Source organism: Streptomyces armeniacus (assembly GCF_003355155.1).
In the GTDB taxonomy this organism is placed as follows: Bacteria; Actinomycetota; Actinomycetes; order Streptomycetales; family Streptomycetaceae; genus Streptomyces; species Streptomyces armeniacus.
Genome location: NZ_CP031320.1, coordinates 245674 through 271178, shown reverse-complemented (window position 1 = coordinate 271178; position 25505 = coordinate 245674). Strand labels below are relative to the sequence as shown.

Below are 25505 nucleotides of genomic sequence, written 5' to 3'. Positions count from 1 at the left end.
CCGGGACAAGGGCCTCCCGGTGATCGTCGCCGGGCGTCCGGGCCGTCCGCGCGGTGAGTTGGGCGGATCCGCCGACGCGTGTCACCCGTTGGGGGAGCGGGGGCGCCTGAGGGTCACCCGTCCAGCGGCAGGGCGCGGATGTGCACGCCGCGTACCGCGTACAGCCGTTCGCCGTCCCAGGAGAGCTGCGCGCTGTCCGCGATGTTGTCCGTCTCCGCGATCCGCCAGGCACGCTCGCCGGTACGGGCGTCGAGCGCGACCAGCGCGGTCTGGCCGCCCAGCAGTGAGGGGAAGACGAGGCCGCCCGCGGCGGTGACCGGGGCCGGGGGCGGGCTCAGCTCCTCGTCTCCGGCCTGCCAGAGCCAGCGGCGCTTGCCCGTACGGACGTCCACCGCCAGCACGGCCTTCTGCGCCACCGTGACGTACGCCGTGTTCCCGGCCACCGCAGGAGTGCCGAACGCCGTCGCGCCCGGCTCCACCCTGCCGGTGTCCACGTCCTTCAGCCGGCCGGGGCCCAGGCGCCAGAGGGGGCGGCCGTCTGAAGGGTCGAGCAGCCGCAGTTCGGGGCCCGAGGTCAGCACGCCGTGGCGGCCCGCGGACGCCATGCCGTGGTCCGTGAGGCTGTAATCCGTGATGCCGTCCGCGGGCGGGGTGCCCTCCAGCGGCGCCTCCCACTGCTTCGCGCCGTCCTGTACGCCGTACGCGCGCAGGGTGTCCGTCTCGAACACCAGCAGCCGCGAGCCGAACACGCCGCCCGTCGCCGTCTTCACTTCGCTGGGGGAGATGCGGCGGCGCCAGACCGTCTCGGCGCGGTCGATGTCGTAGGCGAAGAGGTGGAGTTCGCGCTTCCCCGGGGCCGCGGAGGCGCCCTCGCGCAGCCGCTCGCCGACGGCGAACACGGTGTGGCCGCGGGTGGCGACCACCGGCGAGCCGTCGATCCTCTCGAGGATGATGTCGAGCGGCTCGCTGTACCAGGTGCGCCCGTTGGCCGTCTCGACGAACGCGAGCCGGTCGTCCCCGGCCGTGCCCAGCGCGGCGAACACGGCGATCGAACGGTCAGGGACGGTGAACGGCTGTTCCCCGGCGACACCGGTCACGGTCCAGCGCAGGGTGCCCGTACGGGTGTCGATGCCGTACAGCTCGCCGAACGTGTCGGTGCCCGTCACCAGCACGCCGCGCCCCAGCGCGGGCCGCCCATAGACGTCCAGCGGGCCGCGGTACTCCCAGGCGGGCTGCGGCGCCGTGCCCTTGGCGCCGCCGGGGCGCCGGGACGCGGCGGCGGAGCCGCGCGCGGGACCCGGTTTGGCGGCAGGCCGGGCGGCGCGGCCCGCCGCGTACGCGCCGGTGGCGGCGGCGCCGGCCGCCGCGAGGGTGCCCGCGGCGCCGAGGAGCAGCGCACGGCGTGAGGGCGGACCGCCGGGCGTACGGGCGTGGGCGGGAGCGCCGTCCGGGCCGACGGCGCCGCCGTCGTCCTCCCGCGTGCCGTGGCCCGGCGGCGGGGAGGGCGCGTCCTCCCGGCGAGGCACCGCGATGTCCCAGTCGAGCGTCGTACGGGCGGCGATGTCCGCCAGTACGGGCGCGGGCAGCAGCGCCGCGAAGGGAGGCGCGTCGACGTCCGCCGGGCGCAGCAGCCGGGCGAGTTCGGCGGCGCTGGGCCGCTCGGTCACGTCCTTGGCCAGGCAGCGCGCCAGCAGCCTGCGCAGCGCGCCGTCCGGGTCGGCGGGCCCGTCGAGCGCCGACAGGTCCGGCTGCCCGTGCACCACCCGGTACAGCAGCTCCTCGGCGGCGCCCGTGCCGAACGGGCCGCGCCCGGTCGCCGCGAAGACCAGGACGCCCGCGAGCGCGTACACGTCCGAGTACGGCGTGGACGTGCGCCGCTCCACCTGCTCCGGCGCCATGTAGGCGGGCGAGCCCAGCACGTGGCCGGTGCGGGTGAGCCGCCGCGCACCGGACGACAGGGCGATGCCGAAGTCGATGACGCGCGGACCGTCAGCGGTGACCAGCACGTTGGACGGCTTGACGTCCCGGTGCACCAGCTGCGCGCGGTGCACGGCGGCGAGCGCTTCCGCGAGAGCGGAGCCCAGCGCGCGTACGGCAGTGAGCTGCCACGGCCCGAACGCGTCCACCGTCTCCTGCAACGCGGGCGCCAGCAGGTACTCGGTCGCCAGCCACGGCCGCGGCCCCTCCGTGTCCGCGTCGACGACGGCGGCGAAGTGCCGCGCCGCCGTGGACGGTCCGGGCTCGGCGTGCCCGATCAGCGCGCGGGTGGCGCGTACCTCGTCGCGGAAGCGGGCACGGAACTCGGGCTCCTGTGCGAGCGTTGGATGCACCGCCTTGAGCGCGACCGTACGGCCGCCGGGGGAGCGGGCGAGGTAGACGCTGCCCATGCCGCCGGAGCCGAGCCGGGCCAGCAGCCGCCAGCGGCCCAGCGCCGCGGGGTCGTTGGCGTGCAGCGGGCGGGGGCGTGCGAGGGATTCCATGCCGCGGCCCCTCAGTCCACCGGGAGGGCGAACGCCGACGCGGTGTGCGTCACCAGGACCACGCCGTTCCCCGGGAACACCGCGTACTCGTCCGCCGAGTCGCCGCGCGTCTCACGGAACCGCCACAGCAGCTCGCCGCTGCGTGCGTCGATGGCCACGACGCCTGAACTCGACGCCGCCAGCACCGTCTTGCCCGACGGCGAGGACTCCAGCTCGGGGACGTCGCGCCAGAGTGAGTCGTTGGCCAGCTCCGTGCGCCAGATCTCCCGGCCGTCCTCCGGCGCGAGGGCGAACACGGTGCGGTGGCCGTCCGCCACGTACATCCGCCTGTCGCGCTTCTTCCCCTTGGACTTCCCCGACGTGGGCGGCGGTCCGGGCCGTACGACGGCACGGCCGAGGCCGCTCTCCGTCCGGGTGACGAGCCGCCGGGACCAGAGCTCCCTGCCCGTGTCGACACGGACGGCGCGCAGATCGCCGCCGCGCGAGGCGTAGACCGTGCCGGAGGAGGCGGAGAGCGACAGCGTGCTGTGGCCCTTGAGCCCGTCCAGGGAACGCCGCCACTCCCGCTCGCCGTCCGACAGCCGGTACGACGTCAGCTGGGGCACGTCGTCGCGCGGCGCCATCGTGACGACGGACGCGCCGGCGGCCTGGACGCTGAGCGCGTCGTCCGTCTCGTACTCGGCGAGCTCGACGTGCCAGCGCTCGCGGCGCTTGCGGGTGTCGTACGCCGACAGCGTGTGCGGCGGCTCCTCAGGCGTGTCCTCGCCCGGCTTCCCGATCTGGTCGGCGGTCACGAAGGCGGTCCGGCCGTCGCCGGTGGCGGCACGGAGCTCGTCGGCGCTGCGGCCGTTGAACCGCGGTGTCCCCGGCTTGAACGCGTTGTCGCCCCAGCGGCGCTGCCCGGTGCGCGCGTCGAAGGCGACGAGCTCCGACTTGTCCAGCACCAGGACGAGTTCGCTGCTGATGACCTTGGGCGCGTAGAGGCTCGACAGGTCGTTGCGCGACCAGACGGTCTCGCCGGTGCGCAGGTCGACGGCCACGGAGCTGTGGAAGCCGACGAGGACGCCGAGTTCGCCGCGCCACACCAGCGGCCTCGACTTGGCGGAGTCGGAGCCCGGCAGGTCGTACCGCCACAGTGCGGTCGGCGGAGTGCCGGGCGGCGGCGTGCGCCCGCCGCCGAGCGTGTCCGCTCCGGCGCCCGTACGGCCCGGCCGGGTCAGCGCGTCCAGCCCGCCGCCGCGGCCGGTGACCCAGCCCGCGACGGCGCCGCCGCCGACGGCCAGCCCGGCGGCGCCGGCCGCCGCGCCGGCCAGCAGCAGCGAACGGCGGGACGCGGCCCGCGGCCGCGTGGTGTCGCCGTGCGGGGCGGCGGCAGGGCTGTCCTGCGGGCGGGGCTCGGTGGGTTGGTTGTGGGGGCCGTCGGGGCCGGAAGCGCCTCCCTCCGCGGCGCCTCCCTCGGGTGCCGTTCCGTGCGGCTGCGCCGGCACCAGGGGCGGCGATACGGGCAGCGGCTCCAGGCCGGAGACCTGCCCGTCGCCCCGCCCGGCCGTGGGCCATACCTGTACGGGCGCCGCTCCGGACCCGTCCGGTGCCGCCCCGGGCTCCTCGGGTGCCGCTCCGGACTCCTCCTGCGCGGCCCGCAGTTGCAGTGTGCCCCCTTCCGCGTGCCGGTCCGCGCCGCCCGTACGCAGCTGCCGGGTGGCGTGGTCCGCGCCCGGCGGAACGGCGTCCGGGCCGTCCGGCGCCTCCAGCGCCAGCGCCTCCGCCGCGCGCGCGGCGAGCGCGGCCACGGACCGCGCCGGGAGCGTCAGTTCGGGCCGCCGGCCGCGTACCGGCGTGTCCAGCGCGGCGTGCAGCTTCGCCAGCCGTGGCGCGTTGCGGGCGCCGCCCTTGCCCGCGACCTTCCCCGCGCCGAGCGCCGGCCCCAACGCGTCCGCCAGCCCCGTCGGCATCTCCGCCAGGGCGCCCGCCCGCTCCGCCGCACCCGCGCCCGTACGGCCCGTCGCGGCGTAGACGAGCACCTCCGCCAGCGCGCGTACCTCCGCCGCCGCGTCGCCCCCGTCCGCCGCCCGTACGTCGCCGAGCGCGCCCAGCCGCGGCCCGTCGGCCGCCAGCGAGACGGCGTGCGGCCCGAGTCCGCCGTGCGTCCGGCCGGCGTCGTGCAGCGTGCCCAGCGCCTGCGCGAGGGCGCTGCCGAGGGCGCGTACGGAGGGCTCGGCGAACGGCCCTTGCTCCCGCACCAGTCCGGTCAGCGGCAGCGTCGGCACGTACGCGTACGCCAGCCACGGCACCGCCGCGTCCGGGTCCGCGTCCACCAGCGGCACCACCCACGGCCCGGCGGCGGCGCGGGCCGTCTCCGCCTCCCGGCGCATCCGCTCCCGCAGGGTGGCGTCCCCGGCGCGGTCCGGGCGTACGGCGGTGACGGTCACGGTGCGCGCGTCGTGCGGAGAGCGGGCCAGATAGCACCGGATGCCGTCGCTGACGACGCCGTCGTCCTCGGCGGCCAGCAGCCGGAAGCCGCCCAGCGTACGAGGGTCACCGGCGTCGAGCCGCCGGTATACCCGGTCCCCCTGCTGTGCCACGGTTCTCATCCCCCCGGTTTCCCGTTGCGGTCAGCACGATACGCGGCGCGTCACGGGCGCGGCGTGCGTCTTCGTACCCGCTGTCCGGCTCAGAACACCGGCATCGCCGTCAGCGCCCCTCCGCGCAGCAGGAACACGCGGTTGCCCGCCGCCGCCTGCCGCCACGGCCCTTCGCCGTTCTGCGTGTACAGCCACGCGCTCTTGCCGCCCCTGCGGTCGACGGCCGCGACACCGTCCTCGCCGGAGGCGTCCAACGCCGTCCACACGCTGTTGCGTTCGACCACGGGCGGCTGCGGGGGCAGCGGTTCGGAGACGAGCGAGAGCGTCCAGACGTCGCCGCCGTCGGACACCCGGCGCGCGTACAGGCTCGCGCCGTCCGTCGCGTACACCCGGCCGCCGTCCACCGCCGGCGCGCCCCAGCCCTCCTCGGCGCCGCTCGGTCGCGCCCACCGCTCCCGGCCGTCGGCGAGTTCGAGCGCGGTCAGCTCCGTGCCGCCGAGGTACGCGGTGCCGCCCGCGACGGCCGGTACGAGCGCGCGCTCGCCGCGCTTCCGCGGCCCCCAGACGCGGCGGCCGTCGCGTGTCGAGAGCGCCGCGGCCCGGCCGTCGGTGCCGCACAGCACGAGCCGTCCGGCGCCCGCGGCGGCGGCAAAGGAGGCCGCGCCGGGGGACGTCGCGCCGGGGGATGCCGTGCCGGGGGATGCCGTGCCGGGGGAAGCGGCGAAGCCGCGTACGGGCGGCTCCGCCGTCCACAGGGGGCGGTGCGAGGCCAGGGAGACGGCGCGCAGCGCTCCGTCGCGGGTGGTGAAGCAGACGGTGTCCGCGCTGACGGCGAGGAGCACGGCGGCGTCCGCCGTACGGAGCGTCCACCGCGGCCGGCCGTCGTCGGCCGCGAGTGCGAGCAGTGCGCCGTCGCCGTCGGCGGCCAGTACGGTGTCCGCGCCCGCCGCCAGCGTCCGTGCGCCGGGTGCGGCGTCCGGCTGCCGCCAGCGGCGCTTCCCGTCGCGTACGCCGAACGCGGCCAGGCCGCCGCCGCGCGCCGCGACGACGACAAGGTCCCGTACGGGCAGCGGCGCCGTCTCCGCGGACGCCTCCAACGGTCCCCAGAGGGGCTGCGGCGCGGTGCCCTCCGTGTAGCCGGAAAGCGGTTCGGCGTCCCAGGGGTGTCCGTCCGCCGCCGCGTCGTCACGGCGCAGCAGCCACCAGGCGGCACCGCCGCCACCCGCCGCCAGGGCGGTGGCGGCGCCCGCGAGCGTGATGGCGATCCGGCGCCGCGCGGGGCCCGTTGGCGCCCCCGGCCCGTCCCGCGCACCCAGCGCGTCCCGCGCACCCAGCGCGTCCCGCGCACGCGACCCGCCGTCCCCGTCGTCGTCCGGTGCCGTGGCGAGCTGTCCCGCGGCGCGTTCCCGCTCGGCGATGTCGCGGGCCAGCGGGCCCGTGCGCCACGCCTTGCGGCCGCGCCACGGCGGTGCCAGCAGCCGGGCGAGCCGTTCGGGGGAGGGCCGCCGGGCGGGGTCGGTGGCGAGGCAGGGTTCTGCCACCTCCCGTACGGCGGCGGGCACCGCGTCCAGTTCCGGCTCGCCGTGCACCACTTGGTACTGCACGGCGGCCACGTGCCCGCCCCCGTACGCGCGCCGGCCGCTCGCCGCGAACGCGAGCACGGCGCCCAGTGCGAACACGTCGCCCGCCGGTCCCGTCCGCTGCCCGAGCACCTGCTCGGGCGCGGCGTAGCCGGGTGTGGCGGGGGCCTGGCCGGTGGCGGTGAGGGTGAGACCGTGCTCCGCGCGCGCGATGCCGAAGTCGATCACGCGGGGGCCGTCCGAAGTGAGCACGATGTTGGCGGGTTTGAGGTCGCGGTGCACGAGACCGGCGGCGTGGATGTCCCGCAGCGTACGGGCGAGGGCGGCGCCCAGCGCGCGTACGGCGGCCTCGTCCAGCGGCCCGTACCGCTCCACCGCCCGCTCCAGCGTCGGTCCGGCGAGGAACTCGGCGGCGATCCACTGCCGTCCGCCCTCCGTACGGGTGGCCAGCACGCGTGCGACGCCCCTGCTCCGTACGGCCCGCGCGGCCTCCGCCTCGCGCAGGAAGCGCTTCACCATGTGCGGGTCGTCGGCGAGTTCGGGGCGCAGCACCTTCACGGCGGCGACGCCGCCCGCGCCGTCCCGCCCGAGGTACACGTGGCCCATGCCGCCGGACCCAAGAACCCCGGCCAGCCGGTACGGGCCGAGCCGCCGCGGGTCGTCCTGCTGCAGTGGTTCCATCTCCGTTCCGTCCCCCGGCGGGGGAGCCTACCGTCCGGAGCGTGGCCGGGCGTACGGTCGCGGCAGAGGGCTCAGCGGCAGAGGGCTCAGCGGCAGAGGGCTCAGCGGCCGAAGAGGTGGCGGCCCAGCAGCTGTCGCGCGTCTTTCCTGGACATGTCAATCTCGTGCACGTACGACTCCGGCAGCCAGTCCGCCGCGGGCTGCTCCGCCAGGTCCGCCAAGTCGAGGGCGCGCGCGAGCTGTCCGGGCGACGGCCGCGACTCCGGCGTCTTGTGCAGGCACGCGAGCAGCGCCGGATGCAGTCCGTCCGGCACGCCCGTCAGGTCCGGGTCCTCCCGCGCCGCCGGCAGCAGGCTGCCGGTGAACGGGAGGTGCGCGCTGGCGGCGTAGCAGAGCAGCGCCCCCAGCTCGAAGACGTCGGCGGCCGGGTCGGCGGCGGTCTCGTCGTCGGCGCCGAGGTCCGTACGGCCCGGCCCGAGGCCGTAGTCGACGACGCGCGGAGTCCCGGCGGTCAGCAGGACGTTGGCCGCGCGCAGGTCGCGGTGCGGGATGCGGGCGGCGTGCAGCGCCGCGAGGGCGCGGCACAGGGCGCCGCCCAGCGCGCGTACGCCGTCCTCGTCCAGCGGCCCGTACCGCGCGACCAGCGTCGCCAGCGCGGGACCCGGCACGAACTCGGCGGCCAGCCAGGGGTGTTCGCTGTCCAGCTCGCAGTCCAGCGCGCCGGCGACGTACGGGCTGTCCACCTCGTTCGCGACGGTCTGCGTCACGTGGCGCAGCCGCGCCCGCAGCGTACGGTCGCGCAGCAGCTCCGGGCGCATCGCGCGGACCGCGGCGGCGCGCTTGCGGCCGCCGCGCCGCGGACTGCCGCGCCCGAGGTACACCGTGCCGAGGGCGCCGTTGCCGAGGACCCCGTGCAGCCGGTACGGGCCGAGCTGGCGGGGGTCGGCACTGCCGAGGCGAGCCATCCCTTCGAACACGGTGCGCAGACTAGGCCCAGATGGGCCTCAGACGGTCAGGCCCCGTAATAACTGTCGAAGTTCTTCATAAACTCCCACCCTGCGAACCGGTCCCAATTGATCGACCAGGTCATCAATCCGCGCATATCCGGCCAGCTCCCGTGCGGCTGGTACGGACCGCAGCCGGTGCCGTCGTGCAGGCAGTCGAGCGCCTTGGTCACCTCGGACGGGGTGGTGTGCCCGTTGCCCGCCTGCGCCGAGGCCGGCAGCCCGATGGCGACCTGCCCGGGGTCGAGCGGCGGGAAGACGCGGCTCTCGTCGCCGGCCACCGGGAAGCCGGTGAGCAGCATGTCGGTCATCGCGATGTGGAAGTCGGCGGTGCCCATGGTGTGGTACTGGTCGTCGAGGCCCATGATCGGGCCCGAGTTGTAGTCCTGTACGTGCAGCAGCGTCAGGTCGTCGCGCAGGGCGTGGATGACGGGCAGGTACGCGCCGGAGCGCGGGTCCTGCGCGCCGTTCGGGCCGGGGCCGTAGAACTGGTAGCCGAGCTGCACGAAGAACGTCTCGGGCGCCATGGTGAGCGCGAAGTCCTCGCCGTACTTGCCCTTGAGCGTCTTCAGCGCGTCGATCAGGTTCACGATCACCGGGGTCTTCGGCGAGCGGAAGTCCGAGTCGCCGGCGTCCAGCGACAGGGAGTGGCCCTCGAAGTCGATGTCCAGGCCGTCCAGTCCGTACCGGTCGATGATCCCGCTCACCGACTCCACGAACTTGTCGCGCGCGGCGGCCGTCTTCAGCTGCACCTGGCCGTTCTGGCCGCCGATGGAGAGCAGCACCTGCTTGCCGGCGGCCTGCTTCTCCTGGACCGCGGCCTTGAACTCCTCCTCCGTCTCCACGTTCGGGCACTCGCTCTGCGGGCACAGCTCGAAGCGGATGTCGCCGGAGGTGGTGGACGTGGGCTCGCCGAAGGCGAGTTGGATGACGTCCCAGCTGTCGGGCACCTCGGAGAGCGGCGTGTAGCCGGAGCCGTTGGCGAAGGTGGTGTGCAGATAGCCGACGAGGGCGTGCTCGGGGAGCGCGGCGGAGGTGCCGCGCGGCCGGTCGGCGCCGGCCGTCTCGCCGGAGTCGCCGGACGGTCCGGCGTGTGCGCCGGTGATGAGCAGTCCCGCGCCGAGGATTCCGGCGAGGACGGCGGTGAGCGCGCGGGTGCGGGGGGCCTTGGGGCGGCGGCGGTGGCGCATGGGGGGACGCTCCCTGAGTCGACGGCGGACGCGCGGATGCGGACGTACGTACGGCCGAACTGGTGGGTGCGCCGCCCGGAAGTCATACGACAGCGGGAGGCATCCCGGGCGGCGCCCCTGGTCAGGGAGCAAACAGGACTAGACCAGTGTTGTCAATGGTCCGTACCAGAACTGTTCCGATCGGTCTCCGGCGCGGTCACGCCGGTCCGCAGTGGTCGTGAACCGCGCCGCCGCCAGGGCCACTTGGGGCCCTTGTCGGCGGCCTCCGCGTCCGGCTCGTACACGTAACGCCAGCCGCGCGGCAGCCGCAGCCGCGGCGTCACCGCGGCGGGCTCCAGCCGGTACACGTGGACGACCTCGGGCCCGCCGTCCGCGTCCGGCACCGGCACCTCGTACGACGCCGGGGGGCGGCCGGTCGGGCCGAGCAGCACGGGAAGCACCCGGCCGTCCAGCGGTCCGCCGGTGAACTCGGTGTCCTCGCTCCGCACGCCGTCACTCCCCGTGCGGCGTGCAGGGCTGGGCCAGCCGGCGGGCGCCGGGGCCCTCGTCGCCGAGCTGGTCGTACGGGTTGGCGAGCACGCAGACGTCGATGGACAGGCAGCCGCAGCCGATGCAGTCCGTGAGGTTGTCCCGGAGCTGCTGCATCAGCGTGATCCGCTGGTCCAGATCGCTCCGCCAGCACTCGGACACCCGGGCCCAGTCCTCGCGCGTGGGCGTGCGGTTGTCGGGGAGCAGCGACAGCACCTCGCGGATGGACGCGAGCGGAATGCCGAGGCGTTGCGAGGCCCGGATGAAGGCGACTCGGCGCAGCGTGTCCCGGCTGTAGCGGCGCTGGTTGCCGCTGGTGCGCCTGCTGCGGATGAGGCCCTCGCGCTCGTAGAAGCGGAGGGCGGACGTGGCGACCCCGGCGCGTTCGGCGAGCTCGCCGACGGTGGCTTCCTTGGCGTCCCAGGACAGGTGAGTCGTCGACATGTGTCCACCGTAGCGTGCGGTTGAAGGGGAGTTTAAGTCACCTGGGCACGGCGCTCGCGGTCCCCTCGGGCACGATCCCCTCGGGGGCTCAGCTCTCCGGGCTCTCCGGGCTCTCCGGCGGCAGCGCCAGATGCGCCGCGTCCGCCACGACCGGCAGCAGCCGCTGCGTCAGCGCGGCCACCGGGCCGTCCGGCCGCTCCAGCACCAGCGCGCGGCGCGCGGCCGCGGCGGTCTCCGGGTCGCCCGCCGCCGTGACCGTCAGCAGCGCCACGAAGTGGTCCAGCAGCCAGCCGTGCAACTCCTCCACGGGCGGCTGCTTGCCCTCGTCCAGCCAGATCAGCGAGGCGCCCTCGACCGCGGTGATCCACGTCCGCACCATGAGCCGCAGCCGCGCGCCCGGCTCCGGCGCCTCGAGGTGCACCAGGATGTGGTCGGCGGCGGTGCGCCGCACCTCGTCCACGATGGCGTTCGTACGCGACGTCTCCACCACGCTGCCGCCCTGCAGCAGTGCCATGAAGCCGGTGTCGTGCTCGTCGACGAAGCGGAGGTAGCGGCGCAGCGCACGCGCGAGGCGTTCGGTGAGCGGCCCGGTCTGCGGCTCGGCGAAGCAGCGCTCCAGCTCGTCGGCCGCGGAGCGCAGCGCCGCCTCGTACAACTGCTGCTTGCCGCCCGGGAAGTAGCGGTACACCAGCGGCCGTGAGACGCCGGCCGCGGCGGCGACGCCGTCCAGCGAGACCTCCTCGGGCAGCCGGTGCGCGAAGAGGTCGAGCGCCGCGTCGATCAGCTGGCTGCGGCGCTGCTCGACACTGAGTCTTCGGTACGCCGGGACGGTCATGCCGGGCAGCGTATCCGCCCCGGCGCACGCGCCGAGTCGCGCGCCCCTGCCGGCGTACGGGCGCGGCTCGTACGCGTCCCGTACGCCGTCCCCGTCAGGCGAGGAGGCCGGAGCTCTTCCACATGCGGCGGCCGACACCCCGCAGCACCCCGATCTCGTCGAGGAAGTCGGTGAGCCGCTTCGCGCCCTGCTGCATCACCTCGCGGCGGTGCCCGCTGGCCTTCACCTGGGCGAGCGCCTCCCGCCTGTCCAGCCCGACGTCCGTGTAGACCTGCGGGTTGACGAAGGAGATGGAGAAGACGCGGGCGGCCTCGCCGGAGCTGATCCGGGTCAGTTCGGCCTCCCAGCGCGGACAGCTCACCATCTGGCGGCGCAGCTCCTCGCGGGCGTACCGCACGTGCCGCGCCTCCTCGACGACGTGGATGCGGGTGACGCCGCGTACGAGCGGCTGGACGCGCTCGTCCGGGAACGTCAGCCGCTGCATCCAGTCCAGGATCTCCTCGCCCAGCAGAGTGCACGTGAACGAACCCGGCGTCGTGGACACGGTCTTGAGCACCCGCGCCAGGTTGTGGTGCAGCCTGCTGACCGGGTACGCGGGTGCGCCGCCCTTGGTGATGAGGCGCGCGAACATCATCGAGTGGCGGCACTCGTCGGCTATCTCCGTGAGCGCGTACCGCACGTGGGAGCTGGTCAGCGGCTTGTCGTAGATGTGCCGGACGAGCAGCTGCATGAGGATGACCTCGAACCAGATGCCCAGCGACGCCAGCGAGGCGGCCTCGTGCCGGGCCAGGTCCAGCCGCTGCTCCTCCGGCATGCGCCGCCACATCGGGGTGTCGTAGAGCGAGACGAGCTCCGGCGGCCAGAACCACTTGCCGTCCTCGAAGGGGGCGTCCCAGTCGAGCTCGGTGTCGGGGTCGAAGGAGTGCTTGCGGGAGGAGTCGAGGAGGCGTTCGGCCACCTGTTCCCGGTCCTTGAGCAGGCCGAGTGCGTCCCGGAGGACCTCGTTCTCGGTCATGGTCGTCATCGCTGCGGACACCTCGCTGCGGGAGTCGTCATCCGGGTGTTACCGGCGGTCACCACTCTTGTCGCCTCTTATGAGACTGCGCGTCAGCAAGGACGTCAATCCCTCGCGCAGGACTTGTCGACGCGGTGGTAACTCCCGTACGCGGTGCCCGGACCGGCGGGATCCCGCGGGTCCCCGGATGCGCACAGCACCGTGCCCCCAGGCCGCTCGGGCAGCTGGGGGCACGGTGAGTGTGTTCCCGCGCCGGGAGGGGGATGGTCCGGCCGGTCACACGTCTGGGGGTCAGCGGTAGCGGCACCACTCGGGGGCGGCACCGATGTTCTTGATGTAGCGGGCGGAGGCCCAGGCCCAGCGGCCGTCGGCCAGCTTGTACCAGCGGGGGTTGCCGTTGATCCACTGGCCGTTGACCTTGCACTTGATCTTGACCGTCTGGCCGTAGTGCAGGACGCCGATCACGCGGTAGCTCTGGCTCGGGCCGGAGCGGATCTTGAGACCGGTGCGGGCGATGACCTTGCCCCAGTAGACCTTGCCGCTGCCGCCGAGCTTCGGCAGCTGCTCGGTGCTGTGCGAGGTGGCGGGGGGCGCCGTCGGGACGGAGTTCGTGGCCATCGCGGGCCCGGCCGCGGTCATGGCGGCTACGGCACCGCCCGCCGCGCACAGGGCGACTTTGCTGAACTTGGTGTCAAGCACTTTCTGCCTCCTACGGAGGGGGAGCGGACCCCGGGGCGGGGGTCCTGGGAAGGGCGAGGAGTACGGTCCGTGAGGAACCGGTTACTTCATGCAGGCATCACGCTAAATGTCCTAGTTTGTGCCCGCAACTTGTCGCCCTCCGCTGTCCCCTGGATGCGTCGCACCCGCAGCGGCGCTCCGGATCACACGCTCACGAGCGCGCGGTCCCGGCTGCGCGCGTCCATGATCAGCGAGAGGTCGCCGAGGTACGCCATCTGCTCCGCCACCGCCGCGGGGGTCGGCTGGTGGAGGCAGCCGGCCAGCTTGCCGTCCGCCATGAAGACCACCGAGTCGGCGTACGAGGCCGCCACCGGGTCGTGCGTCGCCAGCACCACCGACTGGCCGAACTGGCGCACGGAGTGGCTGAGCAGCTCCAGTACGTTCCGCGCGCTGTCGGGGTCGAGGCCGCCGGTCGGCTCGTCGCCGAAGATCACGCTGGGGTTGGCGACCAGGGCGCGTGCGATGGCGACCCGCTGCCGCTCGCTGTCGGACAGCTCCGCCAGGAGGTGGTGCAGCCGGCCGCCCAGGCCGGCCTGGGTCGCGATGTGCTCGGCGTACGAGGTGTCGACCCGCTTGCCCGCCGTCCGCAGCGGGAGCGTGACGTTCGCCAGCACGGTCTCCGTCTCCACCAGGTCGAACTGCTGGAAGATGGAGCCGATCCGCTGCCGGCGGAACTTCGCCAGCTCCTCCTCGCCGCGACCCGCCACCTGGGCGCCGTCCACGACGACCACACCGGTGTCCGGGGTGTCCAGCCCGGCCGCGCACTCGATCAGCGTGCTCTTGCCGGAGCCGGAGGGGCCCATCACCGCGGTGAAGGAACCGGCCGGCAGGCTGAGGGACACCCGGTCCAGTGCGGTGACCTCGCCCTCGGGGTGGCCGTATGCCTTGCGCACGGAGACCATCCGAAGAGCTTCGGTAATCGTGTCCGGGGCGGTGTCGTGGTGGCGGAACATCGTCTTCACTCCCCTTCGCGGCGCCGGGTTGCGCCCTCTGAAGAAGAAGCTACGCAGTGCGCGGGGCCGGCACGATGGCTCTACGTGGCGAAGGTGTGGTGCACCTATGTGCACCACACCCCTCGGGTTTGCCGCGCACCGTACGGGGGTTAACCCGCGGCCCTGAACCCGCGCAGCCGCAGGCTGTTGCCCACCACGAACACCGACGAGAAGGCCATCGCGGCCCCGGCGATCATCGGGTTCAGCAGCCCGGCCGCCGCCAGTGGCAGCGCGGCCACGTTGTACGCGAAGGCCCAGAACAGGTTGGACCGGATGGTACCGAGCGTCCGCCGCGACAGCCGGATCGCGTCGGCGGCCACGCGCAGGTCGCCGCGTACGAGGGTGAGGTCGCCCGCCTCGATGGCGGCGTCCGTGCCGGTGCCCATGGCCAGCCCCAGCTCGGCCTGGGCGAGGGCGGCGGCGTCGTTCACGCCGTCGCCGACCATCGCGACCCGGCGGCCCTCGCCCTGCAGCCGCTTGACGACGTCGACCTTGTCCTCCGGCATGACCTCGGCGATCACCTCGTCGATGCCCACCTCGGCGGCGACGGTCGCCGCGACGGCCTTGTTGTCGCCGGTCAGCAGGATGGGCGTGAGGCCCAGCGCGCGCAGCCGCGCGACCGCCTCACGGCTCGTGTCCTTCACCGCGTCGGCGATCTCGAGGACGGCGCGCGCCTCGCCGTCCCAGGCGACGGCGATGACCGTACGGCCGGCCGCCTCCGCCTCAGTACGGGCGCGGGCGAGGTCCGCGGGCAGTTCGATCGCCCATTCGGCGAGCAGCGCGGGGCGGCCGACGAGGACGGCGTGGCCGTCGACGACGCCCTGGACGCCGAGCCCCGGGACGTTGGCGAAGTCCTCCGGTACGGGCAGCTCGCCCAGCCGGTCCGCCGCGCCGCTCGCCACCGCGCGGGCGATCGGGTGCTCGGACGCGTGCTCCAGCGCGCCTGCCAGCCGCAGCACTTCGTCCTCGGAAGCGCCGGCGGCCGTACGGATCTCCAGCAGGGTCATGCTGCCGGTGGTGACGGTGCCGGTCTTGTCCAGTACGACGGTGTCGACCCGCCGGGTGGTCTCCAGCACCTCGGGGCCCTTGATGAGGATGCCGAGCTGCGCGCCGCGTCCCGTACCCGCCATCAGCGCGGTGGGGGTGGCCAGCCCGAGGGCGCAGGGGCAGGCGATGATCAGCACGGCGACGGCCGCGGTGAACGCGGCGGTGAGGCCCGCGCCGTTGCCGAGCCAGAAGCCGAGGGTGCCCAGCGCCAGAGCGATGACGACCGGCACGAAAACGGCGGAGATCCGGTCCGCCAGCCGCTGCGCCGCTGCCTTGCCGTTCTGCGCGTCCTCGACCAGCCGCGCCATCCGGGACAGCTGCGTGTCGGCGCCGACGCGGGTGGCCTCGGCGACGAACCGGCCGCCGACGTTCAGCGTCGCGCCGGTGACGGCCGTGCCCGGCACCACCTCGACGGGCACGGACTCGCCCGTGAGCATCGAGGCGTCGACGGCCGAACTGCCCTCCACCACCAGGCCGTCGGTGGCGATCTTCTCGCCGGGGCGCACCAGGAAGCGGTCGCCGACGGCGAGTTCGGCGGTGGGGATCAGCTCCTCGCGGCCGTCGCGCAGCACGGTGACCTCCTTGGCCCCGAGCTCCATCAGCGCGCGCAGGGCGGCGCCCGCCTGCCGCTTGGAGCGGGCCTCGAAGAAGCGCCCGGCGAGGATGAAGGCGGTGACTCCGGCGGCGGCCTCGAGGTAGATGTTCCCGGCGCCGTCGCTGCGGGCGATCGTGAACTCGAAGCCGTGCGTCATGCCCGGTGTCCCGGCCGTGCCGAAGAACAGCGCCCACACCGACCACAGGAACGCGGCGGAGACACCGACCGAGATGAGGGTGTCCATGGTGGCCGCGCCGTGCCGGGCGTTGGTGAACGCGGCGCGGTGGAACGGCCAGGCGGCGTACGTGACGACCGGCGCGGTGAGCGTCAGCGAGAGCCACTGCCAGTACTCGAACTGCCAGGACGGCACCATGGCCAGCGTGATCACCGGCACCGCCAGCAGCACCGCGGTGATCAGCCGCTGCCGCAGGGGCAGCAGCTCGTCCGGTGCGGCGCTCTCACCGGCGGTGCCGGCGCCCGTACCCGCGCCCGAGGCCGAGCCGGCCGTACGGGCGGGGGCGGGCGGCGTCGCGGTGTAGCCGGTCGCCTCGACGGTGGCGATCAGGTCGGCCACGTCGACGTCGCCGGCGTAGGTGACCTTCGCCTTCTCGGTGGCGTAGTTGACGGTGGCCTCGACGCCCGCCATCCGGTTGAGCTTCTTCTCGATACGGGCCGCGCACGAGGCGCACGTCATCCCGCCGATGGCGAGCTCGGTCGCGCTGGTCCCGCCGGCAGGGGCGGACTCGCCCGTACCGCCCGTCCGGCCCGTCTCGTGCGGCGCCGTGGTGGTCATCTTCGCTCCCAGGTTCCTCGGTGAAGCATGCGGTGCCGGACCGGCCCGCGCGGGCCGGTCCGGCGGGCTCAGGCCGCGCGGCCGGTGAGTTCGTAGCCGGCGTCGTCGACGGCACGGGCGACGGCTGCCTCGTCGGGCTCGCCCGAGGTCCGTACGGTGACGCGGCCGGCGCCGAGGTCGACGTCGACGCCGAGCACGCCGTCCAGGGCGCCGATCGCCCCGGTGAGTGCCGTACGGCAGTGTCCGCAGGTCATGCCGGCGACGTCGTAGACGGCGGTGCGGGCCTCGGCGACGGCCGTGGCGCGGCCACCGTCAGGGGTGGTGGCGGTCGAGCAGTTGCCGTCGGGAGTACAGCAGTCCGACATGGTTCCTCCAGTGTGGGTGCGGCTTCCGCAAGTATACCCTCGGGGGGTACCTGCGCTGGCTCTCCATATATACCCCCGCCCCGTATCCTTCCGCAAGGGTTTCCGACGCTTGACATGATACCCCCTGGGGGTACTCTCAAGTTCTCGGCCCGCCCCTCCCGCGGCGGCCCCCCGGAAAGGAACCCCATGAACACCGGACTGAAGATCACCGTTTTCGCCACCGCTCTCGCCGCCGTCTTCGGCGGTGCCTACGGGGTCGGCACGGGCCTGGACCCGCTCGCCGACGACCCCGAGCCCGCCGCGCACTCGGACCACCGGGGCGAGGAGTCCGGGGCGCCGGACGGCCGGGCCCCCGCCGCCGCGGACGAGCCCGTCGGCGGGCTGCGCGTCTCCTCCGGCGGGTACTCGCTCGATCTGCGGACGCCCCGCGTCGAGGCCGACCGCGCCGCCACCCTCCGCTTCCGGGTCCTCGACCGGGACGGCCGGCCGCTCACCGAGTACCGCCCGGACCACGACAAGGAGCTGCACCTGATCGTGGCGTCCCGCGACCTCGGCACGTACCGGCACGTGCACCCCACCCGCGCCGCGGACGGCACCTGGAGCACCCGGCTGACCCTGCCCAGGGCCGGCGACCACCGCGTCTTCGCGGACTTCGTCCCGGGCGACGGCGCCAAGGGCGGTGAGGCCGCCGAGGACGTCACGCTCGGCGCGGACCTCGCGGTCGCCGGACCGTACGAGCCGCGCGAGCTGCCCGAGCCCGCGCGTACGGCCGACACGGACGGCTACCGCGTACGGCTCGACGGGTCGCTGCGCCCCGGCACCGCGCGGAAGCTGACACTCACCGTCACCAAGGACGGCAAGCCGGTCACCGACCTGCAGCCGTACCTGGGTGCGTACGGGCACCTGGTCGCGCTCCGCTCGGGCGACCTCGCGTACCTGCACGTGCACCCCAACGGCGAGCCGGGCGACGGCAGGACGCGCCCCGGCCCCGGGGTGTCCTTCACCGCCACGGCGCCCAGCTCCGGCGCGTATCGGCTGTTCCTGGACTTCAAGCACGAGGGCGAGGTCCGCACGGCGGCGTTCACCGTACGGGCGGACGGCACGGCGGGGCAGGACGCGCACGAGGAGGGCGGGAGCGGTGAGAGCGGTGAGGGCGCCGAGCACGGGCACTGACGGGCACCCGCGGACCGGCGCGCACGACCGCTACCACCGTCTGCGCGCCACCTCGTCCCGCAGCGCGGGCAGTTGCCCGTACAGCGCGTCGCCGGGGCAGTCCGTCTCGAAGCCGTCCCGGTGGCCGGTGATCACGTCGAACCGCGCCGCGGACCCCTCGTGGTACCGGCTGTCGCTGTTCGTCGAGACCAGCCGCACCCGGCCGTGCGGGTCCGCGCCGGGCCGCAGCTTCCACGCCGCCACCGCCGCGATCGCCTCCAGCATCGCCCGCGGCACGTGCGCGCCCGCGCCGAAGTCGCCGAGCGCGCCGATCCCCACGCTGCGGGTGTTGAACCCGGTGGTGTGCGCGCCCCGTAGGGCGCGGCCGGTGCCGTCGCCGCGGCCCTCGTAGACGGTGCCGCAGCGGTCCACGACGAAGTTGTAGCCCATGTCGTCCCAGCCCATCCGGCGGACGTGTTCGGCCTGGAGCGAGCGGAGCATGCGGGGCGTGTCGGCGCAGTCGTAGTCGTTGGCGTGGCCCGTGTGGTGGATGAAGACGGCGCTGACCGTCGCGACGGGCTTCGAGCGCTCCCGTACGAGCCGCTCGTCCGCGCCCCACTCGGCCCTGCTCACCAGATCGGGGCGTGCCGCCGCGGGGCGGGCCGCGGAGGGCGCCGAGCGCCGCTCCGGCTCGGGGTCCCGCACCGGGGCGTCCCAGCGCATCAGCACCGCCAGTGGCAGTGCCGTCGCGGCGAGCGCGAGCTTGGCCAGACGCATAGGGCCAACGGTGCACCGGGGGCGTCCGCTCGCACATTTGGACGCATCCGTTCGGGTGGCCCGGGGAAGGCTCCGGGCGGTGCCGGGGGCTCTGCGGACGAGCCCGGCGAGCAGATTCCGTTCAGCCGCTGAAAGTGGCCCGTTAAGCCGAATACTAGGGGAATCGCTATACCCAGTGCCTCTTCCGCTTGGCGCGTTTGCCGGGACGGGGCGCAGGAAAGGCGGCTGTCATGACAAGACTGACACTGCCAGAAGAGCTCATGCTCATCGCTCTTGACGACGAGACCGGCGGGGGCAAGCTGCGCCCCGGCGTCGACTACGCCGTGGCCGGTATGGCGCTCGTCGAACTGTCCCTCCAGGGCCGGGTCGACGTGAGCGAGGACGACAGAGTGAGCGTGCTGGACTCGAATCCGGTAGGCGTGTCGTACTTGGACGCCGAGCTGGCCAAGATCGTGGAGAAGAGCGAGGGTTCCAAGGTCGGGACGGTGCTGCGCCGCTCCCACATGAGCGCCATCAACGGCGCCGTGGACTCCCTCGTCGAGCGCGGCGTGCTGGAGAAGAAGACGAAGCGCGTCCTCGGCCTGCTCCCGATCAGCCGCTACCCCGAGGCCGAGGGCGCCCCGGAGCTGGAGATCCGCAAGCGGATCGGTGACGTGGTGCTCGAGGGCGGGGAGCCGGACGAGCGTACGGCCGCCCTGATCGCCGTCCTGCACGGCGCCAAGCTCTGGGGCAAGGCGTTCCCGGACGCGGACCGCAAGCAGGTCAAGAAGCGCATGGAAGAGATCTCGGAAGGCAGTTGGGTGCAGGGCGCGGTGGCCCACGCGGTCAAGCGGACGCGTATCGCCATCGCCGCCGCGGCGGCGCACGGCGGCGGCTGACCGGGGTCGCCCGGCCGGACCGGCCGGGACGGGCCGGGCTCTGCCGGCCGATGAGGACGACGTAGCAGAACGCAGAAGGTGACCGCACCGGGCGGGTCCCGACCGTGAAGGGTCGGGGCCCGCCCGGTCGTTCGTGTGCCACGAGTCCGGCGGTACGTCGCGTGTACGGCGCGCTGCCGGGGGCCGGATCCGGTAGGAACGTGTGCGGAAACGGTCGTTGCCGCCCGCTCGCCGCACCCTTCCGGCGGGACCGCACGCTCTCTACCGTGGAAATCACGCACTTGGCACGGACATGCCAGTTTCGCCACATCCCTGACACCGGAGGAAGGCGACGATGAGACCCCACCGAGTCCGCACGGTCCGCCGAGTCACCGGAGTGCTGACCGCCGTGCTGCTGTGCGCCGCGGGCCTCGTGCCCACGGCTGCGGCACACACCACGGCCGGCCCTTACGCGCCGCACGCCCCCGACCCGTACGGCGCCTCCGCGCGCGCGGCCGACGACGGGCTCGCCCTCACCCCGCCCATGGGCTTCAACAACTGGAACTCCACCCACTGCGGGCCCGAGTTCAACGCGGAAATGGTCAAGGGCATCGCCGACATCTTCGTCGACAAGGGCCTGAAGGACGCCGGCTACGAGTACGTGAACCTCGACGACTGCTGGGCCCTGCCCGAGCGCGACGCCGACGGCAAGCTCGTGCCCGACCCCGAGCGCTTCCCCGACGGCATCAAGGCCGTCGCGGACTACGTGCACGGCAAGGGACTGAAGCTCGGCATCTACACCAGCGCCGGCACGAAGACCTGCAACGACGCGGGCTTCCCCGGCGCGCTCGGCCACGAGTACAGCGACGCCCGGCAGTTCGCGGACTGGGGCGTCGACTACCTCAAGTACGACAACTGCAACAACCTGGGCCAGGACGCCCGGACGCGCTACACCACGATGCGCGACGCCCTGCGCGCCACCGGCCGCCCGATCGTCTACAGCATCTGTGAGTGGGGCGAGAACGACCCCTGGGAGTGGGCGGGCGAACTCGGCCACCTCTGGCGCACGACAGGGGACATCAGCGACAGCTGGGACTCGATGCTCTCGATCATGAAGCGGAATCTGCCGCTCGCCCCGTACGCGAGCCCCGGCAACTGGAACGACCCGGACATGCTGGAGGTGGGCAACGGCGGGATGACCGGCACCGAGTACCGCACCCACTTCTCCATGTGGTCGGTCATGGCCGCGCCGCTGCTGATCGGGTCCGACCTGCGTACGGCGTCCCCCGAGACGTTCGAGATCCTCGGCAACGAGGAGGTCATCGCGGTGGACCAGGACCCGCTGGGCAGGCAGGGCGCGGTGGTCTCCAGCGAGGAAGGGCGCTGGGTCGTCGGCAAGGAACTGGCGGACGGCAGCCGGGCGGTGGCGCTGTTCAACGAAACGGACGAGGAGCAGACAGTCGCCACCACGGCCGGGGCCGTCGGGCTGCCGGACGCCGACTCGTATGCGCTGCGCGACCTGTGGGCGCACGAGGACGGCAGCACCGCGGGCGACATCTCCGCAACGGTGCCCGCGCACGGCACCGTGCTGCTGCGCGTCTCGGCCGACGGCTGACGTTCCGCGCGCTGCGGAACGGAGCGCGCGGAACGTACGGGAGTGGTTGCGTACGGAACCACTCCCGTACGGAACCGCCCGTACGTGCGCGGGGTCTGCACTGTCATGCGTGTCACGATGATCCTGCCTGCGCTCACGGAGGCGACCAGCCCGCCTCGGTCGCGACCCTGATCGCGCCGACACGGCTGCGGGTACGTCTTGGCGACCGCCGAGCAGGGTAGTTCCGTACGGTCCCCACCGAGATGTACAGCTGCGCGGCGCCAGCGGCCGCCGCGGATGCTCCGGGCGGGCCACGCTGGTGAGGATGAGTGTCCGGCACTCCGGCAGCCGCGACCGCAACTCACCGGCCGCGCTGAACCCGTCGACCACCGGCAGGCCGATGTCGGGGACGGCGACGTCGGGCACCGTACGGAGCGCCTCCCGAACGATGAGTTCGCCGCTCTCCACAGTCGCCACGGCGTCGATGTCCGGCTCCCGGGCGAGCAGCGCGGTTCAGCGCTGGAACTCGGCCCGCCTGCAGCAAGGGCGCGATCCAGCCATGGGCGGAGGCGGGAGCCGGGGGAGCCGACGGCCGACGGCCAGCTAGGCGGCTCGTTCAGTCGAGGACCGCGGTGGCCTCGACCTCGACCAGGTGCTCGGGTACGTCCAGGGCCGCGACGCCCAGCAACGTGCCCGGCGGCACCGGGGTGGCTCCCAGCTTCGCGGCCGCCCGGGAGATCCCGTCCAGGACCAGGGGCATCTTGTCGGGGATCCAGTCGACGACGTAGAGGGTGAGTTTCGCGACGTCGTCGAAGGAACCGCCGACCCCGGCGAGGGCGGTGCCGACGTTGAGGTAGCACTGCTCGACCTGCGCGGCGAGGTCGTCCGCGCCGACGGTGGTCCCCTCGGCGTCCCAGGCGACCTGTCCGGCGAGGTGGACCAGTCTCGTCCCGGTGGCGACCGACACCTGCCGGTACGCGTCGACGGTGGGCAGTCCGGCGGGGTTCACCAGGGTGATGGCCATGCTGTGGGTCTCCTTGTGCGGGTGTGCGGGTGTGCGGGTGTGCGGGTGTGCGGGTGTGCGGCTGTGCGGAGGGAGCGCGTACGGCACGCACCCGCTCTCTTGTGGTTACTGGAGAACCGTAGGAGAGTGGCCGCTGACATGGAAGAACGCACTTTTCAGTGACTGGGGAACCGTATGGTGACCAAGCAGTTCAGCGACGCGCCCGAGGACGCGGACCTGAGGCGGGCGGACTCGCTGGCGCGGGAGATCTTCTCGGACGTCGCCAACAAGTGGGCGCTCCTGATCATCAGCGTCCTCGACGAGCGCACCCTCCGCTTCAGCGAGCTGCGGAGGGAGATCGACGGCATCAGCCACAAGATGCTCACGCAGAACCTGCGCATGATGGAGCGCAACGGCCTCGTCGAGCGGAACGTGCACCCTACGGTGCCGCCGCGGGTCGAGTACGCGCTCACCGAGCCGGGGCAGGGCCTGCTCAAGACGGTCGACGGCATGTGCGACTGGACGCACCGCTACCTCGGTCACATCGAGAGCTCACGCCGCCGCTTCGACGCCTGACCGGTGGGGTCTCGGCGCGCGCCCGCCGGTCATTCCGGCGGGTGGGCGATCTGCGCGGCGAGCTTCTTCGGGGCCAGCAGGCGGTAGCTCTCGATGAGCAGTTCGGTGAGCTCGTCCCAGCCGGTGTCCGCACCCTGGCGCCCCTCCGGGCCGTCCAGCACCATGCCGACGGCGTCGCGGCCCCAGCCGCCGTAGAAGTACGGCGGGCCGAGGAGGCGCAGGGCGTCGAGTTCCGCACCGCCCGCCCGGAACGTGACGACGGTGACCGGCCCGTCGCTGCCCACCGCGCGCGCGAACGCGGGCGGCCAGCCCGACTCGATCCGCAGCACGTGCGCGAAGGTGCGCAGGCGGACGCGCCAGCGGGTGCCCGCCCAGGCTTCCTCCTCGTACGCCTCCGGCAGCCGCAGGCACACCGACCGCAGACGGTCGAGGATGTCGAGGGGCACGTCACGGTCCACCACGGTCACGCTTTCCTCCCGGCAGGCGGCGGTCGACGGCGTACGGCGCCTCCGTACGGTGCGTGCTTACGGCACCTCCGTACGGTGCGACGGGCGCCTCCGTACGGTGCGTACGGCGCCTCCGTACGGTGCGTACGGCGCCTCCGTACGGTGGCGCTTCCGTACGGTCTCAGCCTGCGCCGCCGGACCGCAGGAAGATGCCGTCCTCCGGGAGGATACGGGCGGGCGTGCGGCCGCCCGTGAGCAGCGCCGCCTCGGCCGCCAGGAGCCGGAGCCGCGGGTCGGCGTTCCGGTCGTGTACGACGTCCGCGGGCAGGAGGTCCAGCGCCTCGTCCGGGCGGTGCGCGTCGAGGAGCGCCCGCAGGGTCTCGACGGTCAGCTCCGTGAGCGCGGGGCGCAGCCGGTGCGCCTCGGTGAGCAGTACGGCGGCACCTCCGGCGTCGCCCGTACGGGCCGCCAGCACGGCGAGGCAGCGCAGGGACCACGGGTTGCGCCCGGCGTCCACGGACTGCTGCCAGGCGCGGCGGGCGCCGTCGGTGTCGCCGTCGGCGTGGCGGACGAGGCCGAGGTGGTAGCGGGCGTGCCAGTCGCAGGGGTGCCGTTCCAGAAGGGTGCGCCAGACGCGTCCGGTGACGGGCCGCGCGGGCGGGTCCTGTACGGGCAGCCGCCCGGAGGTGAGCAGCTTCAGCCACGGGCGCTGCTCGCGCTGGACGGACCCGAACGGCAGCCCCGGCAGCGGGGGGAGGAACTCGGCCGCCGTCTCCAGCGCGCCCCAGCCCGAACCGGTGGACAGGACCCGCGGGCCGCCGTGCCGGGCGGCACGCCCGCGTCCGCCGCGCGCACCGTACGGGTGGCCGCCGGCGGTGACGGGCCGCACCCCGGCGGCCTCGTCGAGCACCGCGGGCGGCACGAGACGCTCCGCGGCGCGGGCGGCGGCGCGCCGGGCCACGCCCCAGTCGCCGTGTACGAGCGCGGGCTGGACGGCCAGTGGCCCGTACGCCTCCGCCCACATCCACTCGGTGTACGGGGGCAGCGGGGCGTGTTCGGACTGGGCGCGGGTGAGGCCGGCCTGGAGTTCCAGCCAGCGGCCGTCCCCGCCGTCGGACAGGTCCGCGCACGCTTCCGTACGGCTCGTACGGCTCGTACCGGCGTCTGCTTCCGTACGGCGACCGGCTTCCGTACCGGCACGTGCTCCCGTACCGCCACCGGCTTCCGTACGGGCATCGGCTCCCGTAGCGGCGTCCGTGCCCGCGTCGGCCCCCCAGTGGAACAGCTTCCGCCCGCGCAACCGGCCGGTGGAGAGCTGGACCAGCCCGCGTCCGGTCCCGTCCAGCGCGGCGGTCCACGGGCGCTGGTCCCGGCCGATGTCGAAGAAGTGCTCACCCGCCGCGCGTTGGCGGCCCGGGTAGCTGCGGTCCGCCGCGCCGCCCGGCGGCGCGAACGGCGCACGTCGCAGCCGCCCGCCCCGGTCGTGGCGGAACGCGTGGTCGGCGGGCGCGAGTACGCGCACGTCCGGGCGTTCCGGGACCGCCGTGGCGGACCACCAGGAGACGGGCACGGTGTCGGGGCCCGGATTGCGTATCGCGATCCGTACGAGGAGCACCGGCGAACCCTCCGGCAGCCAGGCGTCGATGACGAGCAGCACGCGGCGCAGCCGCTCGAACTCGTACATCCGCAGCACCGGAGTGCCGTCCCGCAGCGCCAGCCGCACCGCGTGCAGCGGCGCGCAGGTGAGCGGCCAGCGGGCGCCGCTCACGCCGAAGTTCCACTCCACGCCGCCGGGCACCCAGGCGCCGCGCAGCGCCATGTTCACCGGGCGGAGGACGGCGGGGCGGTGCAGCAGCTCCCGTTCGGCGGGCCGGTGGACGAGCGACCACAGGCGGCCGCCGAGGGAGGGCACGAACGTCGCCGTGAGGACGTCGTTCTCGAGCACCACCACGGGCAGGCCGCGGCGGCGTGCCGTACGGGCGTGGCCGTTCTGCGGGCCGTACGGCAGGAGGGTGCGCGGGCGGCCGTAGGCGGCCTCTGCGGCGAGGCTTGCCGCGGTGGCGGGCAGATCCGCCGGCGGGTCGGGCGGGCCGAGCAGCGGCAGGTGTCCCTCCGTACCGATCGCGGCGGCGGGCAGCCGCACCGTACTCACGCGCAGGGACGTGTTCACCGGCGAACCCCCTCCTCCTGCTGCGGACTTGTGTCGGCGGTGGTCGCCGTCGCCCGGGCGC

General features: G+C 74.2%; 20 protein-coding genes and 1 pseudogene. 4 read left to right on the top strand and 17 right to left on the bottom strand.

Annotation, left to right across the window (positions count from 1 at the left end; all coding sequences use genetic code 11):
- Positions 1-113: 113 nt before the first annotated feature.
- The 13 genes from DVA86_RS01160 to DVA86_RS01100 form a co-directional block, all read right to left on the bottom strand.
- Positions 114-2480 (bottom strand): protein kinase domain-containing protein, encoded by a 2367-nt coding sequence (locus DVA86_RS01160; RefSeq protein WP_208874995.1) that lies wholly within the window; start codon positions 2478-2480, stop codon positions 114-116.
- 11 nt (positions 2481-2491) lie between these two features.
- On the bottom strand, positions 2492-5062 hold the full coding sequence (locus DVA86_RS01155) for an outer membrane protein assembly factor BamB family protein (protein WP_208874994.1): 2571 nt from the start codon (positions 5060-5062) through the stop codon (positions 2492-2494).
- Between the two features lie 89 nt (positions 5063-5151).
- Positions 5152-7323, bottom strand: a complete 2172-nt coding sequence (locus DVA86_RS01150; protein WP_208874992.1) for a protein kinase domain-containing protein — start codon at positions 7321-7323, stop codon at positions 5152-5154.
- A gap of 101 nt (positions 7324-7424) precedes the next feature.
- The gene (locus tag DVA86_RS01145) at positions 7425-8300 is read right to left on the bottom strand and encodes a protein kinase domain-containing protein (RefSeq protein ID WP_208874991.1); all 876 of its coding nucleotides are present in this window, start codon (positions 8298-8300) and stop codon (positions 7425-7427) included.
- A gap of 35 nt (positions 8301-8335) precedes the next feature.
- Positions 8336-9517, bottom strand: a complete 1182-nt coding sequence (locus DVA86_RS01140; protein WP_208874989.1) for a chitinase — start codon at positions 9515-9517, stop codon at positions 8336-8338.
- Between the two features lie 152 nt (positions 9518-9669).
- The gene (locus DVA86_RS01135; protein WP_208874987.1) at positions 9670-10005 is read right to left on the bottom strand and encodes a hypothetical protein; all 336 of its coding nucleotides are present in this window, start codon (positions 10003-10005) and stop codon (positions 9670-9672) included.
- Between the two features lie 4 nt (positions 10006-10009).
- The gene (gene soxR, locus DVA86_RS01130; RefSeq protein ID WP_208874985.1) at positions 10010-10489 is read right to left on the bottom strand and encodes a redox-sensitive transcriptional activator SoxR; all 480 of its coding nucleotides are present in this window, start codon (positions 10487-10489) and stop codon (positions 10010-10012) included.
- An 88-nt stretch (positions 10490-10577) separates the two neighbouring features.
- Entirely contained in the window at positions 10578-11324 is a 747-nt protein-coding gene (locus DVA86_RS01125; RefSeq protein WP_208874983.1) for a TetR/AcrR family transcriptional regulator, read from the bottom strand.
- Positions 11325-11418: 94 nt separating this feature from the next.
- Positions 11419-12348, bottom strand: coding sequence for an AurF N-oxygenase family protein (locus DVA86_RS01120; protein WP_208874981.1), 930 nt, complete (start codon positions 12346-12348; stop codon positions 11419-11421).
- 282 nt (positions 12349-12630) lie between these two features.
- Positions 12631-13038, bottom strand: coding sequence for an SH3 domain-containing protein (locus DVA86_RS01115; RefSeq protein WP_208874979.1), 408 nt, complete (start codon positions 13036-13038; stop codon positions 12631-12633).
- Between the two features lie 182 nt (positions 13039-13220).
- Positions 13221-13979: an ABC transporter ATP-binding protein gene (locus tag DVA86_RS01110; protein ID WP_245996206.1), complete on the bottom strand. Its 759-nt coding sequence runs from the start codon at positions 13977-13979 to the stop codon at positions 13221-13223.
- A 200-nt stretch (positions 13980-14179) separates the two neighbouring features.
- Positions 14180-16504, bottom strand: a complete 2325-nt coding sequence (locus DVA86_RS01105; protein ID WP_208874975.1) for a heavy metal translocating P-type ATPase — start codon at positions 16502-16504, stop codon at positions 14180-14182.
- Between the two features lie 68 nt (positions 16505-16572).
- Positions 16573-16869, bottom strand: a complete 297-nt coding sequence (locus DVA86_RS01100) for a cation transporter (protein ID WP_208874974.1) — start codon at positions 16867-16869, stop codon at positions 16573-16575.
- 186 nt (positions 16870-17055) lie between these two features.
- On the opposite strand from DVA86_RS01100, the gene DVA86_RS01095 reads away from it, so the two are divergent.
- The gene (locus DVA86_RS01095) at positions 17056-18042 is read left to right on the top strand and encodes a hypothetical protein (protein ID WP_208874972.1); all 987 of its coding nucleotides are present in this window, start codon (positions 17056-17058) and stop codon (positions 18040-18042) included.
- 30 nt (positions 18043-18072) lie between these two features.
- Here the strand turns inward: DVA86_RS01095 and DVA86_RS01090 are convergent, their stop codons facing one another.
- Positions 18073-18798, bottom strand: a complete 726-nt coding sequence (locus DVA86_RS01090; RefSeq protein ID WP_208874970.1) for an N-acetylmuramoyl-L-alanine amidase — start codon at positions 18796-18798, stop codon at positions 18073-18075.
- A 230-nt stretch (positions 18799-19028) separates the two neighbouring features.
- On the opposite strand from DVA86_RS01090, the gene DVA86_RS01085 reads away from it, so the two are divergent.
- Together DVA86_RS01085 and DVA86_RS01080 are read left to right on the top strand one after the other, a co-directional pair.
- A complete protein-coding gene (locus DVA86_RS01085) occupies positions 19029-19676 on the top strand; it encodes a GOLPH3/VPS74 family protein (RefSeq protein ID WP_208874968.1) in 648 nt (215 codons plus the stop codon).
- 334 nt (positions 19677-20010) lie between these two features.
- A pseudogene (locus tag DVA86_RS01080) lies at positions 20011-21264 on the top strand (glycoside hydrolase family 27 protein); the annotation flags it as partial.
- A 601-nt stretch (positions 21265-21865) separates the two neighbouring features.
- On the opposite strand, the gene DVA86_RS01075 reads toward DVA86_RS01080, so the two are convergent.
- A complete protein-coding gene (locus tag DVA86_RS01075; protein ID WP_208874967.1) occupies positions 21866-22273 on the bottom strand; it encodes a RidA family protein in 408 nt (135 codons plus the stop codon).
- Positions 22274-22447: 174 nt separating this feature from the next.
- Between DVA86_RS01075 and DVA86_RS01070 the strand changes: the two genes are divergently transcribed.
- On the top strand, positions 22448-22828 hold the full coding sequence (locus DVA86_RS01070; protein WP_208874965.1) for a winged helix-turn-helix transcriptional regulator: 381 nt from the start codon (positions 22448-22450) through the stop codon (positions 22826-22828).
- Between the two features lie 29 nt (positions 22829-22857).
- Here the strand turns inward: DVA86_RS01070 and DVA86_RS01065 are convergent, their stop codons facing one another.
- A complete protein-coding gene (locus tag DVA86_RS01065; protein WP_208874963.1) occupies positions 22858-23289 on the bottom strand; it encodes an MmcQ/YjbR family DNA-binding protein in 432 nt (143 codons plus the stop codon).
- Between the two features lie 166 nt (positions 23290-23455).
- Positions 23456-25444 (bottom strand): DUF5107 domain-containing protein, encoded by a 1989-nt coding sequence (locus DVA86_RS01060; protein ID WP_208874961.1) that lies wholly within the window; start codon positions 25442-25444, stop codon positions 23456-23458.
- Positions 25445-25505: the final 61 nt, after the last annotated feature.

Excerpts from the sequence above, each read along its gene's own strand:
- DVA86_RS01160 (WP_208874995.1), bottom strand. The coding sequence starts at position 2,480 with ATGGAATCCCTCGCACGCCCCCGCCCGCTGCACGCCAACGACCCCGCG.
- DVA86_RS01150 (WP_208874992.1), bottom strand. The coding sequence starts at position 7,323 with ATGGAACCACTGCAGCAGGACGACCCGCGGCGGCTCGGCCCGTACCGG.
- DVA86_RS01140 (WP_208874989.1), bottom strand. The coding sequence starts at position 9,517 with ATGCGCCACCGCCGCCGCCCCAAGGCCCCCCGCACCCGCGCGCTCACC.
- soxR (WP_208874985.1), bottom strand. The coding sequence starts at position 10,489 with ATGTCGACGACTCACCTGTCCTGGGACGCCAAGGAAGCCACCGTCGGC.
- DVA86_RS01125 (WP_208874983.1), bottom strand. The coding sequence starts at position 11,324 with ATGACCGTCCCGGCGTACCGAAGACTCAGTGTCGAGCAGCGCCGCAGC.
- DVA86_RS01120 (WP_208874981.1), bottom strand. The coding sequence starts at position 12,348 with ATGACGACCATGACCGAGAACGAGGTCCTCCGGGACGCACTCGGCCTG.
- DVA86_RS01110 (WP_245996206.1), bottom strand. The coding sequence starts at position 13,979 with ATGGTCTCCGTGCGCAAGGCATACGGCCACCCCGAGGGCGAGGTCACC.
- DVA86_RS01105 (WP_208874975.1), bottom strand. The coding sequence starts at position 16,504 with ATGACCACCACGGCGCCGCACGAGACGGGCCGGACGGGCGGTACGGGC.
- DVA86_RS01100 (WP_208874974.1), bottom strand. The coding sequence starts at position 16,869 with ATGTCGGACTGCTGTACTCCCGACGGCAACTGCTCGACCGCCACCACC.
- DVA86_RS01095 (WP_208874972.1), top strand. The coding sequence starts at position 17,056 with ATGAACACCGGACTGAAGATCACCGTTTTCGCCACCGCTCTCGCCGCC.
- DVA86_RS01090 (WP_208874970.1), bottom strand. The coding sequence starts at position 18,798 with ATGCGTCTGGCCAAGCTCGCGCTCGCCGCGACGGCACTGCCACTGGCG.
- DVA86_RS01085 (WP_208874968.1), top strand. The coding sequence starts at position 19,029 with ATGACAAGACTGACACTGCCAGAAGAGCTCATGCTCATCGCTCTTGAC.
- DVA86_RS01075 (WP_208874967.1), bottom strand. The coding sequence starts at position 22,273 with ATGGCCATCACCCTGGTGAACCCCGCCGGACTGCCCACCGTCGACGCG.
- DVA86_RS01070 (WP_208874965.1), top strand. The coding sequence starts at position 22,448 with ATGGTGACCAAGCAGTTCAGCGACGCGCCCGAGGACGCGGACCTGAGG.